We start from the raw sequence: 17,986 nt of genomic DNA, 5'->3' as shown, positions 1-17,986 counted from the left end.
TTGTGGGCGTTTTACACCATGAGGCGCGGACCCCGGCTCCAAACTCTGCAGCCCCAGAGCCAGAGCGCTAGTGACGAAATATGCCTCTAGCCCCCGAAAAATATAGTTGTATAGCTATCAAGTCTATAGCAAGCTATTTCACCAACTTAGATGACCCCTTACCCTTCGTATACCGGTCACACCACCCGGTGAACTCCGCATACCAAAGCTTGGAGTTCTGTGGCTTCAAAATCCAGTGGTTCTCATCCGGGAAAAACACCAGGCGCGACGGTATGCCGCGCGCGCGCAGGGTGTTGTAGTAGGCCAGGCCCTGGTAGTAGGGCACGCGGTAGTCCAGCTCGCCGTGCATCACCAGCGTGGGGGTGTTGAAGTTCTGCGCGTAGTGGTGGGGCGACTGTTTCATCACGCGGGCTTCGTCGTCCCAGTGGAAAGCGCCGAGTTCGTGGCCAAACCAGAAATAACCGTCTGATCCCATCATCGACACCCAGTCGTAACAGCCTGCGTGGCACACATACGCCTGGTAACGCTTGGCGGGCAGGTTGCCATTCATGTAGGCCACCATGTAGCCGCCATAACTGCCGCCGGTGGCGACCATGCGCTTGGCGTCGATGGTGCTGGTGGCCAACATGTAGTCGGTGCCGGCTTCCACATCGGCCATCTCGCGGCGGCCCCAGTCGCCGTTGATGCTGGACAGAAACTTTTGCCCAAAGCCGCTGGAGCCGTGGTAGTTCACCGCGCAGGTGACATACCCGCTGGCGGCAAACATCTGCATGTTCCAGCGCCAGTGCCAGGTGTCGCTCCAGCAGGTGTGCGGCCCGCCGTGGATGACTTGCATCAGCGGCCACTTCTTCTTAGTGTTGGCGGTGTAGCCCGGCGGCGAGACGATCCACATTTGGACTGTGTCGCCATCAAAGCCTGCAACCTCTACCGACCGAGCGTCGCCCATCTGCAGTCCAGCCATCAGCTTGGAGTTGAACTTCTCAATGGCGCGTTCACCGGAGCCATCGGCATTGCAGGCCAGCAGCGTGGGTGGGTGCAGCATGCTGGAGCGCGCGTACACCAGTGTCTTGCCATTGGCGCTGATGCGCAGGTCGCCTGCTGTGCCGCCTTCACCGGGGCCGCGCAACACTTCGGTGGGCACCTTCGCATCCACGGCCAGGCGCCAGATGGGTTGTGCCACGCCATGCTCGGCGGTGAAGTACACCGCATCGCTGGCGGCTGCCCAATGCAGCGGGCCGTTGACGCCGCGGTCCCAGGTGGTGCTCCAGGGGATTGGTTTTTTGGTTTTGCGTTCCAACAGCCAGGCGCGGTTCTGTTCGTTGTGTTGATGGGTGAAGTCGCAGCCCACAAAGGCAAGGTACTTGCCGTCGGGTGAATAACGTGGGCCTTCAAACGCAAACTGGGCCAATGCCTTGTCGCGTGTGGTCAGCGTGGTGGTCTTGCCCGTCTTCACATCCATGGCCACGATGTCGGTGAATGAAAAATCGCGCGGGTCGGGGTTGGCGTCAAAGGTGAACGCCAACTCCTTGCCATCGGGGCTGATGTCAAACAGCGCGGCATCGGGCTCCTGCTGCGGCAGGTGGAACGCAGTACCGGCAAACAGGTCGCGGATTTTGCCGTTGCCGCCTTTGCTGGGGATGTCCACCACATGGATATGCGGCTTGCGGCCGCGGGCAAACCAGTGGTCCCAGTAGCGGTAGTGATTGTGCTCCACCACCGTGGCCTGAACCTTATCGTCTTTGTCCTCCTTGAATTTTTTCTCTTGCGCAGCCTGTGTGGTCAGCTCGGGCCAGACCCAGGACACAAAGGCCAGGCGTTTGCTGTCGGGGAACCAGCGCAGGGCGCTCACGCCCGTGGCCAGTTGCGCCACGCGGCGGGCCTCGCCACCATCGGGCGCAATCAGGTAGATCTGCCCGGCGGCATCGGCGTCTTTGCCCTCGCCGCGTTTGGAGACGAAGGCAATCCATTTGCCATCGGGCGACCACTGTGGATCGCCATCGCGCTTGCCGCGTGTGAGTTGGCGCTGCGTCTTGCCATCGGTAGAGAGCAGCCACAGCTGTGTGCTGCTCTCGTTTTTTTTCATGTCGTAACTGGTGACGGTGGCGCAGGTCCACTGGCCGTCTGGCGACAGGCTACCGGTGCCCAGGCGTTTGAGGGACCAGAGGTCGGCTATGGTGATGGGGTGTTTGGAAGCGGGCATGGGTCTCCAGAAAAAGAGGACTGCGGTAGACCGGTATCCTAAGCGCGGTTTACCCCAAAGCCTCCGCCGGCCCAGGCCGTCCAAAGTAATATCCCTGGAACGCATCACACCCCGCTTCCATCAGAAACGCGTGTTGCCCCTCGGTCTCCACACCCTCGGCAATCACGGACAAGCCCAGGCTATGCCCCAGCGCCAGGATGGTGCGGGCGATGACGGCATCGCTGGGGTCGGTCAACACATCGCGCACAAAAGACTGGTCGATCTTCAACTGGTCCAGCGGTAGCCGCTTCAGGTACGACAGCGACGAATACCCCGTGCCGAAATCGTCCAGCGAGAAGCCCACGCCCAGGGCCTGCAGGGCGGTCATTTTGACGATGACGTCTTCTATGTCGTGCACCAGAATGCTCTCGGTCAGCTCCAGCTTCAGCAGCTTGGGGTTGGCGCCGGCCTGTGCCAGCGCGCGTGACACGTTGTCCACAAAACTGTTCTGTGCAAACTGCGAAGCGCTCACGTTCACGGCCAGGGTCCAATGCGCCTTGTCGGGTTGTTTGGCCCAGGCCACCAGTTGTGCGCAGGCGGTCTCCAGTACCTCCTGGCCCAGAGCCAGTATCAGCCCGGTTTGCTCGGCCAGCGCGATGAATTGACCGGGCGCCACCATGCCTTTGCGGCCGTGGTTCCAGCGCACCAGCGCTTCGGCACCTATGGTCTGTCCCTTGTCGTTGACCTGTATCTGGTAGTGCAGCACAAACTCCCGCATGGCGATGCCGCGGCGCAGGTCTTTCTCCCGGGCATCGTGTTCGGCCACGGCGGCTTGCATGGTGGGGTCAAAAAACCGCGCGGTGTTGCGCCCGGCAGACTTGCCCTGGTACATGGCCAGATCGGCCTTTTTGAGCAAATCGTCCATGGAGTCATATTCACCCATGAACACCACAATGCCAATGCTGGTGGTCCCCTCGTGGCTGTACTTGTTCAGGCTGTAGGGCGTTTTAAAAGCCTCCAGCAACTTGGTGGCCACCGACTCGGCCTGGGTGGCGGCCTCGCGGCTGTTCGCGCTCAGGGCTTCGAGCAACACCACAAATTCGTCACCTCCCAACCGGGCTACGCTGTCACCATCGCGCACACAGTCCGTCAGGCGGGTGGCGGTTTGTTGCAGCAGCAGGTCGCCCACGTCGTGGCCCTGCGTGTCGTTGAGCAGTTTGAAGTGGTCCAGGTCCAAAAACATCAGCGCGCCGTGTTTGCCGGTGCGGGCCGATGTCACCATGGCCTGCTTGAGCCGGTCCATCAGCAACCGGCGGTTGGGCAGGCCGGTGAGGGGGTCGAAGAACGCCAGGCGGCGGATCTCTTCTTCGTCGTGCCGTTGTTGGGTGATGTCCCGCACGATGGCGATCAGATGGGCCTGGCCGTTCCTGAAAATGCGCGACACCGACAGGTGTACGGGGAACAGTTCGCCGTCCTTGCGCCGGCCCTGTACTTCGCGTGAGATGTTGGCGGGCCTGGGCCGCTCGGAGCTGAAGCGGTGGCGCAGGTAGTCTTCTTCAAAGTGTGAATCAGGGTCGTGTATCAGCAGCGCCGCGTTGCGCCCGATGATGTGCTGTGGCGCGTAGCCAAATATGGCGCTGGCTGCCAGGTTGAAGGACTCCACCACGCCCCGGTCGTCGAAGGTGACCACGCCATCCACAATGTTGTCCAGAATGGTCTGGGTGTGCACCACGGCCTCGCGTAGCGCGGCCTCTGCGCGCTTGCGCTCCGACACATCGCGCAGCATGCCCATCAGGTTGCCATCGGGCATTTGGGTGGCCATGACTTCGGCCGAGAACACGCTGCCATTTTTGCGCCGGAACTGCCACTCCCGGTGGTAGTCGTCTTGCATGTGGATGCTGTCCAGTGCCGCATCGATGTGGGGCACCTCGGCAGGGATGACGATGTCGGATGCGTGCAGGCCGATCAGCTCACTTCGGGTGTAGCCCAGCATGCGGCAGGCGCTGGCATTGGCGTCCAGGTAGGTGCTGTTGGCATCGGCAATCAGTATGCCGTCCGGGGCGTATTCAAACAGGGCGCGGTAACGGGTCTCGCTGTGGGCCAGCGCTTCGCGCACCCGGTATTGCTCGGTCACATCGCTGAAGACCAGCACCACACCCACAATGTCGCCCGTGCGGTCGCGTATGGGGGCGGCGCTGTCGAAGATCTGGTACTCCTGGCCGTCGCGGGCCAGCAGTGCCGTGTGGTTGGCCAGGCCCACCACCTCGCCTTTTTCCATGACCAGGTGGACGGGGTCGATTGCCGGGGCCCGCGTTTGGGCGTTCACGATACGAAACACCTCGGTTAGCGGGCGGCCCAGGGCCTCTGGCAGGGGGCATGCCGTCAACCGCTCGGCGGTTGCGTTCATGCGGGTGATGTTGCCGGTGGCGTCGGTGGCGATCACCGCATCACCAATGGATTGCAGGGTGATGGACAGGTTTTCTTCACTCAGGCGCAGTGCGGCTTCGGCCTGTTTGCGGTCGGTGATGTCCTGGCGCACACCGATCAGGCGGGTGGCCTTGCCGTTGGCATCACGCGCCAGCACACGCCCGGCCACACTGATCCAGCGGTAGCTGCCATCGGCATGCAGCATGCGGGCCTCATAGTGGTAGGGCACGTCATCCCCGGCCAGCACGGCCTGTATGCGGGTGTTCACCGGCGCACGGTCATCCGGGTGCAGGCGTGCCAGCCATTGGGCACGGTCGGCCAGGCCCTCTTGCGGGTCGTAACCCAGCATCGTGAAGTAGGTGGGGCTGGCATACCACTGGTCGGCGCGGCTCACATCCCAATCCCAAATGCCGACGCCAACCGCGTCGGTGGCCAGGCGCAGCCGTTCAGCCGCTTGCACCGCCTGCGCCTGCACCTGGGCCCTTTGCCGCCAGGCCCGGCCCAGAAACCGGCACAACACCAGGCCACCCACGGCCGCGGCCAGCCAGATACCGCCGACCAAGACGGCCAGGCGTTTCCAGGCCTGCAATACGCGGTCAAAAGACTGCCCGACCACCACCACGAAGTCAGGCTGTGCTGACAGCGTGCGGTAGGCGAACAGGCGGCTCACACCATCGATGGTGCTGACGTTCTGCAGATGGCCCGACGGGGTTTTGGGCAGGTAGTCGGTAAACACCAGACCGCTGCCAAAGTTTTTGCCCATGCTGGGTTCATGGAAGGGGCTGCGCATCATCATCACGCCGTCTTTACGCAAGAGCGATACCGAGCCGCCAACACCCAGGTCTATGGACTGCCAGAGCTTGTCAAAAAACAGGGGGTTGATCGAGGCGACGATGGTGCCGGCAAAGCTGCCGTCCGCAGCCAGGAGGGGGCGTGCCGCAGGAATCAGCCAAAACCCGTCCAACTTGCTCTTGACCGGTGCCGCCACCAGAAACGGCGTCTGGGGCGCGGCCTGCAGGGCCTTGAAATAGGCGGTGTCCGATAGATCGGTGCCGTTGTGGCCCTCGCCGGTTTCGTGCAGCAGACGGCCTTGCGCGTCGGTCACCCACAACACCCGGGCAAAGGGCATGGATTGCAACTGCTGGCGCAGCAACTGCCGTGCAGTTTCCTCATTCAGAGTGCCCAGCTGTTCCATCTGCGCCAGGCGGGTAGCGGTGATCTGCAGGTTCTGGTCTACCGACTGCAGGGTGCGGGTGGTTTGTTCTTCTATGACCTGGGCAAAGGATTCCGTCAGGCGTTCGCTGGTATCAATAGCCTCGGCCCGCAGGTAGGCCAATGCCAGGGCGACCAGGCAAGCCGTCACCACAACCACTGCCGCCGCCAGCCACAACAGTTGCCGAGCCTCCGATGCGGAGGCGGACCTACTTTCGAATGTGGCGGGTGGCGGGGCTCCAAACTCCGGCGCATTCGCTGGCATGCAGGCTCCCAATTTTTTTGTAAATACAGTCTAAACGACTTGTCGCCAAAGCTGCAGGTGACCGCACGGTTACCCCCGTGGGTTTGGCTACCATGGTGTTTTTTGCTTGGGAGCACCGCTGTTATGCCAACACCACCACCCGCCACTGCCTACGACTTGGGTTTGGCCACCCGCAAACAGGTCATGGGTGAAGATTTTGTAGCAGCGGCCTTTGCCAACGCCACGCCATTTACCCAGCCCATACAAGAGCACATCACCCGCGCGGCCTGGGGCGATGTGTGGCAGCGCCCGGGGCTGGATTTGAAAACACGCAGCCTCGTAACCGTGGCCATGCTGACCGCGCTGGGCAAACAGAACGAGCTCAAGGGCCACGTGCGTGGCGCGCTGAACAACGGCGCCACGGTCGAGGAGATACAGGAGGTGTTGCTCCACGCCACCGTCTACTGCGGCGTGCCGGCCGCAGTGGAGGCGTTTCGTACTGCCAATGAAGTGGTCAGTGCAGGCAACAAGGTTTAATTCGGACTCATCACGGTCCGCACGGATTGCCCAAGAAGCGCGGTGCGCAATTCAGGTCGCTTGGTTCTGGGATCCAGCCAGATCTTGAAGAAGGCTTCGCTGAAGGCTACATCCGAAGACTCGCCCAGCAGCTTGCCATTGTGGAAGAAGCGCACGCCTTCGCGTGGCAAATGCACACCGATAAGCCTGTCTCCGCTCACCACATCCACAAAGATGGATTCCATCAGGCCAGACCATGCCACGATTTGTTCCGGCGACGATTGCCCAATGCGCTGCAATTCGATGAGTGAAGTGTTCGTAATGTCACGCGCCTTGACGGACGTGGCATAGCGGATCTCCAGGGCAAATGGACGTGCAAAACTCAGCCCCGCATCGGCATTGGGCAACCAAAGTGTTGCGTCGTATGCCTTGAACCCGAAGAATCGGAGCGTCCCCGATCCCTTCGCCTGCCAACTGTTGCCATATGCCATCAGCATGGCTGGCGGGGTCGCAGCGGCCTCAACCACGCCAGGCGCAGTAGATTGCGCCTGGGCAGAAGCCGGCGCGAGGACCATGAAGAAGACCGCCGTTGCAGCCAGTGCCCGGGTTTGCCGGTTAAACGCGAGTGGAATGTGCACGGCGGTCTCCTTCAAGTGGCAGTCCAATTATTTGGGCATGATCACACTGTCGATGACATGGATGACACCGTTGTCCGCCACGATGTCGGTCTTGATGACTTTGGCGTTATCCACTGTCACAGCGCCGGCTGTCGCCACCGTCAGCTCAGATCCCTGCACGGTCTTGACCTTCCCCGCGCGTACATCCGCCGCCATGACCTTGCCTGGCACCACGTGGTAAGTCAGCACGGCTGTGAGTTTTGCCTTGTCCTTGAGCAGGGCGTCAAGATCAGCTTTCGGGATTTTGGCGAATGCCTCGTCAGTGGGGGCGAACACGGTGAACGGTCCTTTGCCCTTGAGCGTGTCGACCAAACCAGCTGCGCCCAAAGCGGTCGCCAGCGTTTTGAAGCTGCCAGCTGCTACGGCGGTGTCGACGATGTCTTTGGCATGGGCAGACAGTGTCAAGCCCACGGTCAGAACGGATGCAATCAGTAGCTTTTTCATACAAATCTCCATCACGGTTAAGTGTTTTGCGTTCGCCAAAAATGTGGCGCGATGGAATTTTATGAACTGAATAGTAACATTGAGAACTGTGAGGTATTTATTTGATCTCAATGGTATGGATTGAATGGGGCGTGTAGCGGGGATTGCGCATAGCGCATTGCGGAATATGCGCGCCAGCCCAGCGCTGGAACGGTGCAGTTTTTCGGCTCAGCGAACGTCGTGGATCTGCGTAGGGGCAAAGCCGTGGTCATCGTCACCCCGGCTGTCGTGGTCGTCCTGCGGCAGGCTGATGTGTGCCGTGCCACGGGCGCGCGCCGCCAGGGTATGGGCCGAAGGGGGCGCTATGGGGGCCAGCACCACACGCTCACTGGTGGTCCAGAAATCGGGTTCTGGCAGGTGGACATGCGGGCAACCGCACTGGGGTGAAAACTTCCACGAAAACAGGTAACGCGTCTGGTCGGCCTGCGGGTCAAAGCGGCGCAAGCCGTCCATCAGGGCCTGCTGAAAGGCGGGGGCGTGCAGCACCAGTGCGTCGTGCCAGTGCTGCACCTCCAGTTGCAGCAACAGGGCCTCACCCTGGCCCGGTATACGCACTGGAACCACCTCGCCGGTGATCCAGGTGCCGGGAATGCCGTGCAGCTTGAGCACGCCGTGCAATGTCATGCGCACCATCTCGATCTGCGTGGCGCTGAGTTGAACTGTTTGGGGGTGGGTGTCGGGGCCGTGGTCATCGGCCGATTTGTCGGCCTTGTTCTTGCCGAGACCAAGAAATTCAAACATCGGGTACTCCGGTTAGTTTCCCCGCCGGGCCGCCCCAAGGGGAAAACACGGCCCCCTCGGGGGGCAGCGACCCGCGTAGCGGCGGAGCGTGGGGGCTAGATGCAAATTCAGTGTACTCACCCACCGCACAAACTACAAGACGCCCCAGGATGGCTTCCCTGGGGCGTCTTGACGGGGGGCGCGCGGTGCGCAGGCTTACGGGATTTCCGGCGCAGGCGTGTGCACTGCCACCGCGCTTTCCTTTTGCCGCAGCAGCTTGCGTTTGGCGCGGCCTACAAAGTGTTCGATGTCGTCCACGATGGAGAAGAAGCTCGGCGTGACCAGCAGACTCAGGATGGTGGAGGTGATCAGGCCCCCAATCACTGCCGCCGCCATCGGTGCGCGGAAGCTGTTGTCGGCATCACCAATACCAATCACCAGCGGCAGCATGCCGGCCACCATGGCAATGGTTGTCATGATGATGGGGCGTGCACGTTTGTGGCAGGCATCCATCAGCGCGTCGAAGCGGTTCAGGCCATGCTCACGGCGTGCAGTGATGGCGTATTCCACCAGCAGGATCGAGTTCTTGGTCGACACACCAATCAACATCACCAGGCCGATGAAAGACGGCATGGACAACATTTTGCCGCTGATCAGCAGGCCCAGGAAGGCACCGCCGAAGGACAAAATGACCGACGGCAGGATGGAGATGGGGTGCAGGAAGTCCTTGAACAGCAGCACCAGCACGATGTAGATGCACAACACGCCGGTCAGCATGGCCACGCCAAAGCCGGCGACCATTTCGCCCTGTACTTCGGCATCACCAATTTCCAGCTGCTGCACGCCCGCGGGCAGGTTGACGATGGACGGCAACTTGGCCACGGCTTCGGTTACCTCGCCCAACGGCACACCCGACAACTCCACCTCGAAGTTGACATTGCGTACGCGGTTCAGGCGGCTGACCACGGCAGGTCCGCCCGACATTTCAAAGGTGGCTACCTGGCTCAGCATGACCGGGCCCTTGACACCGGGCACCATCAGACGGCCCAGCAGGTCCAGGTCTTGGCGTGCATCGGTCGCGAGTTTCACGACGATGGGCACCTGGCGCTGGCTCAGGTTGAGCTTGGGTAACGCCGACTCGTAATCACCCACGGTGGCAATGCGCAGTGTTTCGGCAATGGCGGCGCTGGTGACGCCCATGTCGGCGGCTTTGGCAAAGTCGGGGCGGATGGCAATCTCGGCCCGTGTCAGGCTGGCACTGGATGCAATATTGCCCAGGCCAGGGATCTTGCGCAGGTCTTTTTCGACCGCGGCCGCGGCCTGTGCCAGGGCTACCGGGTCTTCACCCTTGAGGGCCAGCTGGTACTTCTCGCCCGAGCCACCCAGGCCCACTTTGAAGCGGACACCCGGCAATTCGGCCAGCGCGGTGCGCATTTCGCCCTCAATCACCTGTTTGCGCGGGCGTTTGCCGCGTTCGTCCAGCAGCACGGTCAAGGTGGCCTTGCGTACATCGGTGCTGGCGCCACCCTGGAAAGGGTCCGAGCCCACGGCACCGCCACCGGCGGTGGTGTAGACGCTTTGCACGTGTTTGACCTTGCCGATCAGTTCACGGGCGCGCTCAGAGGCCACCCGGGTTTGCGCCAGTGTGGTGCCCGGGGGCAGCTCCAGGTAGACCTGGGTTTGCGAGTTGTCGTCCGGCGGAATAAAACCACTGGGTATCAGCGGCACCAGCATCAGCGAGCCGATGAAAAAGGCGATGGCCGCAAACATGGTGGTCCAGCGGTGGTGCAGTGTCCAACGCGTGATCTTCAGGTACAGCGGCATCCAGGTGGGTTCTTCGTGCACATGGGTGGACGGCTTCATGATGTAGGCCGCCATCATGGGCGTCAGCACCCGGGCTACCACCAGTGACGCAAATACGGCAAACACGGCGGTCCAGCCAAACTGTTTGAAGAACTTGCCCACCACACCGCTCATGAAGGCGGTGGGCAAAAACACGGCAATCAGCGCAAACGTGGTGGCGATCACGGCCAGGCCGATTTCGTCTGCCGCTTCCATGGCGGCCTGGTAGGGCGTCTTGCCCATGCGCAGGTGGCGCTCGATGTTTTCCACTTCCACAATCGCATCGTCCACCAGAATACCGATGACCAGCGACAGCGCCAGCAGGGTCACCACATTGGTGGTAAAGCCCATGTAGTGCATACCAATGAAGGCGGGAATGGCCGACAGCGGCAGCGCCACGGCTGACACCAGTGTGGCGCGCCAGCTGCGCAGGAAGAACCACACCACAATCACCGCCAGCACGGCGCCTTCGTACAGCATGGTCATGGAGGCGTCGAATTCCTCTTGCACCGGTGTCACAAAGTCAAAGGCCTGGGTCAACTCCAGATCGGGGTGGGCGGCTTTCAGGTCGGCCAGTGCTTTTTGCACGGCGGCGCCCACTTCCACTTCGCTGGCGCCCTTGCTGCGGGTGATCTCAAAACCCACCACCGATTTGCCATTGAGCGTGGCAAAACTGCGTTGCTCGGCCACTGTGTCTTTGACGGTGGCGATCTCATCCAGGCGCACCCGTTTGCCGCTGGACAGGCTCAGCTCCAGGCGGGACAACTCTTCTACCGTGGCCACGGTGGCCAGGGTGCGCATGGGTTGCTCGGAGCCACCCAGGTCGGCACGGCCACCGGCGCTTTCGGTCTGCACCATTTTGAGCTGGCGCGAGATATCGGCCGCGGTGGCACCCAGGCTTTGCAGCTTGAGCGGGTCCAGCGCCACTTGCACCTCACGGGTTACACCCCCCACACGGGCCACAGAGCCCACGCCCCGCACACCCAAGAGCGCGCGCGAGATGGTGTTGTCCACAAACCAGCTCAAAGCCTCATCGTCCATGTTGCTGGAGCGGATGGTGAAGGCAAGAATGGGCGCGCCCGACAGGTTCATCTTGCTGACGATGGGGTCACGCAAGTCGCCGGGCAGATCGCTGCGCACCTGCTGCACGGCACTGCGCACATCGTCCACCGCTTCTTGTGTGGGCTTCTCCAGGCGGAACTCGGCCGTCACACTGACGCTGCCATCCGACACATTGGTGTAGATGTTTTTCAGGCCCGACAGGGGCGCAATCGCGTTCTCGATCTTGCGCGCCACTTCGGTTTCCAGCTGTGCGGGTGCAGCACCCGGCAGGCTGGCCGAAACGGTGACGGTGGGCAGCTCCAGATCCGGGAACTGTTGCACCTTCATGGCGCTGAAGGACATGAGGCCCGCCAGCGTCAGCAGCACAAACAGCATGACCGCCGGTATGGGGTTTTTAATGGACCAAGCAGATACATTCATAACAGTTGCTCCTTATTTGCTAGCTGCAGAGGCAGGTAACACGGGGGCTGGAGCCGTATTTGATGTAGAAGCACCTGGCTTGGCGGCATCTACCACCCGTACCAGGTCACCCTCGCTCAAGAAGCCGCCGCCGCTGGCGACCAGCTTGTCTTCGGCCTTGACGCCGCTCTGGATCTCCACCTGGTCACCCACCACACGGCCGGTTTGCACCTTGAGCTGGCTGACGCGGTTGTCGGCACCCACGCGGGACACATAACTGAAGCCGTCCCGCACCACCACGGCGGTTTGTGGCACGGTCAGCGCGCCGGAGCTGCCCAGTTCAAATTCACCGCGGGCATACATGCCAGGTTTGAAGCTGTTGGCCACACCTTTCTCGGCGGCTTGCAGGTCCACATAGACCAGGCCGTTGCGGGTGGCGGCGTCCACGGTGGGCGCCAAGGTGCGCACCTTGCCTTTGACCTGTGCACCACCAGGTGCGGTCACCAGTACCACGGTGCCAGGGGAGATGCGGCCAATCTCGTTGGAGGTGACTTCACCCCGCCATTCCAGGCGGCCTTGGCGGATCAGCTTGAACATTTCGGTGCCCGCGCCGACCACAGAGCCGACCGACGCATTGCGGGCGGAAATGATGCCGCTATCGGGCGCCAATAGTTGCGTGTTCTTTAGGCGCAGCAGTTGCGCATCCAGTTGGGCCTGGGCCGATGCCACACGGGCCTTGCCGGTTTGTTCTTGTGTGAGGTACTGGTTGACCTGCTGTGCGCTGATGGCGCCGCTGCCTTGTACGGCACGGGCACGGTCGGCGTTGGCTGCGGCCTCGGCGGCGTTGGCCTGGGCCTCGGCCACGGCGGCGCGGGCCAGGGCTACGTCGGCCTGCACACTCTCGGCGGCAAAACTGGCCAGCAGCTGGCCGCGTTTGACCTTGTCACCGATGTTGGCGTGTAACTCGGCCACACGCAGGCCATTGGCCTCGGCGCCCACGCTGGCTTCCTGCCAGGCGGCCACACTGCCGTTGGCCGCCAGCTTGATGGTCAGCATGCTGCTCTTGGGCTGGGTGAGCGACACGGTCAGCGCGGGTTTGGCCGCGCCGGGTTTGGTGGCGTCTGCGGCATGGCTGCCGGAGGCAAACAGGCCCAGGGCGGCGAGGGTGATCACGCTGGCGGCGATCAGGCCCAGGGTCAGGGGTTTGACGCCCAGTTGTTGGGCCAGGGTGGAGGTTGTTGCTTGGAGGTTCATGGTGTGGTCGCGTCGCATCAATAAATGAAGAAAAGGGGTTTGGGTGGGGCCTGGTTTACTTGGCTGCGCTCTTGCTGGCCATATCGGGCTCAAAGCCGCCGCCCAGTGCGCGGTACAGCGCCACCCAGGCGCGGTTGCGCTCCAGGGCCAGGGCCAGCTGGGCCGACTCAGAGGCCAGCGCATTGCGGCGTGCGTCTTCTAGCTCCACCAGACTGGCCAGGCCCTGGCCAAAGCGGGACTGGGTGGCCGCCAGCGATTCGGCATAACCCTTGGTGGAGACGATGGCGTCTTGGGTGCGGGCCTCGGTGCTGGCCAGATTGATCAGTGCTTCTTCTACCTCGCGCACGGCCTGGCGAACCTTGCCGCGGTAGGCGCTGACCACAGCGTCGTAGTTGGCTTCTGACGCCGTGACCGCTGCCGCGCGCTGGCCGCCGTCAAAGATGGGCAGGCTCACCGCCAGCGGGCCAAAGGACCAGGTGGTGCCTTCGGTGTCCACACCCCCTGTGGTCAGGCGGGTACCGGCAATGGAGCCGGCCAACGTCAGGCGCGGCAGGCGTTGGGCCTTGGCCGCACCCACCTGGGCGCTGGCCACCATCACATCCCGCTCGGCGCTGAACACGTCGGGGCGTTGGGCAATGGTCTGGGCGGGCACGCTTGCTACAGTAATAGGAGCATTCTGTGTAGTATGGACGGGGGCTGAGGTCAGTTTTTTCTTAAGGTCTGGCTCGGGGATGGCGGTCAGGGCGACCAGGGCCTTGGTGTTCAGCTCACACAGCGCGCGTTGCTGGGTCAGGCGGCTGTTGCCGTCGGCCGCACTGGCGCGTGCCATGGCTCCGAGCGACGGGGCCAGAAAACCTGCCTTGGCATTGATCTCGGTCAGGCGTGCAGTCTCGCCGCGCGAGGTGGCGTCCCGCTCGGCCAGCGCCAACTGCTGCAGGCAAGTGGACTGGCTGTAATACAGGTTGGCCACTTCGGCGGCCACCGATACGCGGGCATCGTGCCACTGGGCCTGGGTACCGTCTACATTGGCCTGGGCGGCGCGGCTGACGGCGCGGTTGGCACCCACCAGGTCAATCTCCCACTGCGTCTGCAGGCCCAGTTGCTGGGTATTGGTCACCGGGAAATTGGGCTGGCTGACACCGCGGCTGGCGGCGTATTGGGCATTCAGGTTGGGCAGCAGGGCGCCACGGGCGCTGGCCTGCTGGGCGCGGGATGCCTCCACGCGGGCCAGCGCCTGCGAGATGGAAGGGCTGACCGCTTGTGCGGCGGCTATCAGCTCCACCAGCAAGGGGTCGCCTTGGCGCTCCCACCACTGGGTCAGCCCGCCCACGGTGCCCTGGTGGGGCAGGGGGGTGTGCCACTGTGCAGGAGCCTGCGCCTCGACCTGGGCGGGGGGCATGAAGGTGGAACAGGCCGACAAAGTCAGTGCGGCGGCCAGGGGCGCCAATGCGCGAAGAGGGTGCGGGTTCATCATCATCATCGGGTTGGAGTGGTTGTACGTTTGGAAGCTTGAGCCTGAGAAGCGGGGTGTGCAGGTTTGGTATGCGCGCGTGGGATTGTTGGCTTTTTTGCCTTGGAACTGCTTGGCAGCGCGCGGCGCTGGGCTTCGGCAGCGGTCAGGGCCATGGCGTAATCCACCAGCCGGTTGCAGTAGGTGTCGAGCGCGCCATGGGACGCAATCAGCCCGGGGCGCACCGCGATCGTGACGTCGGTGCAAACCTGCAATATCACGCCCAGGCCGCTGATCGCCAGCGCCAAGCGGTGGATTTCGTCATCCGGCTGAGAAATACCAAGGTGGCGGCACAACGCGGCGGCAAGGGCGTTGTGTGCGGGCCTTATGTTGCACTCCACTTCCTGCTTCCAGAGTCCAGTGGGTTCCAGCATTTCGCGCAGATGCAGCTTCATGCACTGCTGAACCAGATTGCCCTGCTTGAGCGGGTCTACGAACGAGTGCATCAGATTGGCGATAGACCATTCGAGCGGTTGATCGGGGTTGTCGATGTGTTCGGGGGGGACCGTCGGATTGACACGGGGGTCGGTGAACACGGCCTTGTACAGGCCTTCCTTGTCTCCAAAGTAGTAGCTGATGGAGGCGATGTTGACCAGCGCGGCCTGGGCGATTTCGCGGGTGGAGGTCTTGGCGTAACCCTTCTCGGCAAACAGTGCCAGCGCGGCATCCAGCAGGCGGTTGCGCGCCTCGGCACCATCGCTGCGCAGGGTCTTGGCTTGGACGGGGGAGGGAGGGGCCTTATTCATAAGCGCCGAATTCTAGCCTAGTTAAATCAATCGTTTGATTTAACTTGACCACGCTTGCTGTGGGGTTTTGGTACCAAGCGGTTACCAAAAACCCCCGTCCTCAGCCCGCCATCAGTTTGTGCACCAGGTCCGCGGTTGTAGACGATTTGTACTTGCGCATCAACCGCGCGCGGTAGATCTCAACCGTGCGGTGGCTGATCTCCAACGTCTTGCCGATCTGTTTGGAGGTCATGCCCTGCATCAGGTGGGCGGCCACTTCGCGCTCGCGGGCAGTCAGCTCGGCCTTGACCGGGCGTATCGCACTCAGGTCTTCAAAACACCAGATACCGGCTTCGTGGGGCGCATCGCGGTTGAGTGCGCGCCCGGTCACGTGGCACCAGAACACCTCGTCCTTGAAGCGGCCATCCACTCGGCGCATCAGGCGGTCGTCGGCATAGGTGCCATTGCGATTCAATATCGGTGTGAGGCGCACACCCGCGCGTTCAAACTCATCCACGCTGGGGTACAGTATCTGGAACGACTGGCCCACCAGCCGTTCGTGTGTGGACCCAAACATGTCGCACAGGCGCTGGTTGCAATCCATGATGGTGCGGTTGCGTGAGAGGGCCAGGCCCACAGGGGCCAGATCAAATGCCAGTCGGTAGTCAATGTCCATAGGGTTGTGCGTTACGAAAAACTACGTAGCTAGTTAAGTAGTATCGTACGGTTATTGAATCTTCACAGGAGATGGGTGCGATGAACAAGATATATCCCAGTGCGGCTGCCGCACTTGATGGAATCGTGAAAGACGGGCAGTTGATGGCCGTTGGCGGTTTTGGTTTGTGTGGCATCCCCGAGGCGCTGATCGACGCGCTGAAGGACAGCGGCGTCAAAGACCTTACGGTCATCTCCAACAACGCGGGTGTCGACGGCTTTGGCCTGGGCAAGCTGCTGGAGACACGCCAGATCAAAAAGATGATCTCCAGCTACGTGGGCGAGAACAAGGAGTTTGAGCGCCAGTACCTGGCCGGTGAGCTGCAGTTGGAGTTCACACCCCAGGGCACGCTGGCCGAGAAGCTGCGCGCCGGTGGTGCCGGCATTCCCGCCTTCTTCACCAAGACCGGTGTGGGGACCATCGTGGCCGACGGCAAAGAGCTGCGCGAGTTTGATGGCGAGACCTATGTGATGGAACGCGCCCTGGTGCCCGAGGTGTCCCTGGTCAAGGCGCACCGCGCCGACAAATCGGGCAACCTGCAGTTCCGCCTGACAGCCCGCAACTTCAACCCGGCTGTGGCCATGGCCGGCAAGATTTGCATTGTGGAAGTGGAAGAGATTGTGGAGACCGGCGCCATGGTGCCCGACCAGGTGCACCTGCCCGGCATTTACGTGCACCGCATCGTGCTCAACGCCAACCCCGAGAAGCGTATCGAGAAGCGCACCATCACATCGAAAGAGGGAGTCTGATCATGTCCTGGAGCCAAGACCAAATGGCGGCACGTGCTGCCCAAGAATTGCAAGACGGGTTTTATGTGAACCTGGGCATCGGCATTCCTACGCTGGTGGCCAATTTTGTACCCGCCGATAAAGAGGTGTGGTTGCAGAGTGAAAACGGCATGTTGGGCATTGGCCCATTCCCCACCGAAGACGAAGTGGATGCCGACCTGATCAATGCTGGCAAACAAACCGTGACCACCATCAAGGGCTCGTCCCTGTTTGGCAGCCACGACAGCTTTGCCATGATCCGTGGCGGCAAGATCAACCTGTCCATCCTGGGTGCGATGCAGGTCAGCGAAAAAGGCGACCTGGCCAACTGGATGATCCCCGGCAAGATGGTCAAGGGCATGGGCGGTGCCATGGACCTGGTGGCGGGTGTCAAACGCGTCATTGTGCTGATGGAACACGTGGCCAAGAAAAAAGATGGCAGTACCGACCTGAAGATTCTGCCCAACTGCACCTTGCCCTTGACCGGTGTGGGTGTGGTGGACCGCATCATCACCGACCTGGCGGTGATGGATGTCACGCCCGAAGGCCTCAAGCTGGTGGAGCTGGCACCCGGTGTCAGCCGCGAAGACGTGCAGTCCAAAACGGGTGTGCCGTTGATCTAATGCAGGCTGGGGTAGACCACTAGTGTTGCCCCTTGTCCAAACGCAAAAAGCGCCGATTCCCCGAGTAAGATAGCGCGAACTATTACACCGGGGGATTCATGTCCAGAGCGCTCAAATTCCTGATGTTCATCTACTTCGTGGTGTTTCTCACCACGGGTACGTTCATGGTCCTCATCGTCAATGCTGACGAAGGCTCCGCCCCTTGGATTGGCCTCTTGGCCCGCAACCACGGCATTGTGTTTGTGTGGCACCTGGCCTGCTGGATGACACTGGGCATGTTCTCCAACTACTACTGGGACCTGTTCAATCTGGGCAAGGGCCTGGAGTCGGTGCAGGTGGAGCGCATCATCCTGCCCTTGCTGGTGTCGCCCATAGTCTTCTACCCCACCTACAACCTGTGGCTCAGCAGCAGCTCACAAAGTTACATCCTGTTTGAAGTGATTGCCTTCCAGAGCGGTTTCTTCTGGCAGGCCCTGTTCACCAAAGCCAAGCCGTTGGATCAGGCCACCGTTATTCCCTGGTCGGTGAACAACAACGGCGCTGCCCGCAATGCGCCGGCCAAATCGGTGGGTAGCTCAACAGCCGTCAACTGAGTGTGCGTCCCGTTGCCTTGCAGGTAACGGGGTACTGG

Annotated in this window: 14 protein-coding genes; 4 read left to right on the top strand and 10 right to left on the bottom strand. The window is 61.8% G+C overall.

Features of this window, described 5'->3' with window-relative positions; genetic code table 11:
* Positions 1-133: 133 nt before the first annotated feature.
* Positions 134-2,200, bottom strand: coding sequence for a S9 family peptidase (locus HZ993_RS06455; RefSeq protein WP_209396426.1), 2,067 nt, complete (start codon positions 2,198-2,200; stop codon positions 134-136).
* A gap of 49 nt (positions 2,201-2,249) precedes the next feature.
* A complete protein-coding gene (locus HZ993_RS06450) occupies positions 2,250-6,083 on the bottom strand; it encodes a PAS domain S-box protein (RefSeq protein WP_209396425.1) in 3,834 nt (1,277 codons plus the stop codon).
* A 123-nt stretch (positions 6,084-6,206) separates the two neighbouring features.
* Between HZ993_RS06450 and HZ993_RS06445 the strand changes: the two genes are divergently transcribed.
* A complete protein-coding gene (locus HZ993_RS06445) occupies positions 6,207-6,599 on the top strand; it encodes a carboxymuconolactone decarboxylase family protein (RefSeq protein ID WP_209396424.1) in 393 nt (130 codons plus the stop codon).
* Here the strand turns inward: HZ993_RS06445 and HZ993_RS06440 are convergent.
* The 8 genes from HZ993_RS06440 to HZ993_RS06405 all read right to left on the bottom strand — a co-directional run bounded on the left by HZ993_RS06440 (position 6,596) and on the right by HZ993_RS06405 (position 15,926).
* Positions 6,596-7,216: a chalcone isomerase family protein gene (locus tag HZ993_RS06440; protein WP_209396423.1), complete on the bottom strand. Its 621-nt coding sequence runs from the start codon at positions 7,214-7,216 to the stop codon at positions 6,596-6,598. The genes HZ993_RS06445 and HZ993_RS06440 overlap by 4 nt on opposite strands.
* Positions 7,217-7,243: 27 nt before the next feature.
* The gene (locus HZ993_RS06435; protein WP_209396422.1) at positions 7,244-7,699 is read right to left on the bottom strand and encodes a fasciclin domain-containing protein; all 456 of its coding nucleotides are present in this window, start codon (positions 7,697-7,699) and stop codon (positions 7,244-7,246) included.
* A gap of 207 nt (positions 7,700-7,906) precedes the next feature.
* Positions 7,907-8,479 (bottom strand): hypothetical protein, encoded by a 573-nt coding sequence (locus HZ993_RS06430; protein WP_209396421.1) that lies wholly within the window; start codon positions 8,477-8,479, stop codon positions 7,907-7,909.
* A 195-nt stretch (positions 8,480-8,674) separates the two neighbouring features.
* Positions 8,675-11,782 (bottom strand): efflux RND transporter permease subunit, encoded by a 3,108-nt coding sequence (locus HZ993_RS06425; RefSeq protein WP_209396420.1) that lies wholly within the window; start codon positions 11,780-11,782, stop codon positions 8,675-8,677.
* A gap of 12 nt (positions 11,783-11,794) precedes the next feature.
* Positions 11,795-13,015, bottom strand: a complete 1,221-nt coding sequence (locus HZ993_RS06420) for an efflux RND transporter periplasmic adaptor subunit (protein ID WP_209396419.1) — start codon at positions 13,013-13,015, stop codon at positions 11,795-11,797.
* A 55-nt stretch (positions 13,016-13,070) separates the two neighbouring features.
* A complete protein-coding gene (locus tag HZ993_RS06415) occupies positions 13,071-14,495 on the bottom strand; it encodes an efflux transporter outer membrane subunit (protein WP_245213848.1) in 1,425 nt (474 codons plus the stop codon).
* Positions 14,492-15,271, bottom strand: coding sequence for a CerR family C-terminal domain-containing protein (locus HZ993_RS06410; protein ID WP_209396418.1), 780 nt, complete (start codon positions 15,269-15,271; stop codon positions 14,492-14,494). Before HZ993_RS06410 ends, HZ993_RS06415 begins: the two co-directional genes overlap by 4 nt.
* A gap of 100 nt (positions 15,272-15,371) precedes the next feature.
* Positions 15,372-15,926 (bottom strand): LuxR C-terminal-related transcriptional regulator, encoded by a 555-nt coding sequence (locus HZ993_RS06405; protein ID WP_209396417.1) that lies wholly within the window; start codon positions 15,924-15,926, stop codon positions 15,372-15,374.
* A gap of 80 nt (positions 15,927-16,006) precedes the next feature.
* On the opposite strand from HZ993_RS06405, the gene HZ993_RS06400 reads away from it, so the two are divergent.
* The 3 genes from HZ993_RS06400 to HZ993_RS06390 all read left to right on the top strand — a co-directional run bounded on the left by HZ993_RS06400 (position 16,007) and on the right by HZ993_RS06390 (position 17,948).
* Positions 16,007-16,714 carry a CoA transferase subunit A gene (locus HZ993_RS06400; protein ID WP_209396416.1) on the top strand — a complete coding sequence of 236 codons (708 nt, stop codon included), beginning with the start codon at positions 16,007-16,009 and terminating at the stop codon, positions 16,712-16,714.
* A gap of 2 nt (positions 16,715-16,716) precedes the next feature.
* On the top strand, positions 16,717-17,355 hold the full coding sequence (locus tag HZ993_RS06395) for a CoA transferase subunit B (protein WP_209396415.1): 639 nt from the start codon (positions 16,717-16,719) through the stop codon (positions 17,353-17,355).
* Positions 17,356-17,477: 122 nt separating this feature from the next.
* Positions 17,478-17,948 (top strand): hypothetical protein, encoded by a 471-nt coding sequence (locus HZ993_RS06390; RefSeq protein ID WP_209396414.1) that lies wholly within the window; start codon positions 17,478-17,480, stop codon positions 17,946-17,948.
* Positions 17,949-17,986: the final 38 nt, after the last annotated feature.

The organism is Rhodoferax sp. AJA081-3 (assembly GCF_017798165.1).
Lineage (GTDB): Bacteria > Pseudomonadota > Gammaproteobacteria > Burkholderiales > Burkholderiaceae_C > Allorhodoferax.
This window is presented reverse-complemented; position numbering and strand designations above follow the sequence as displayed.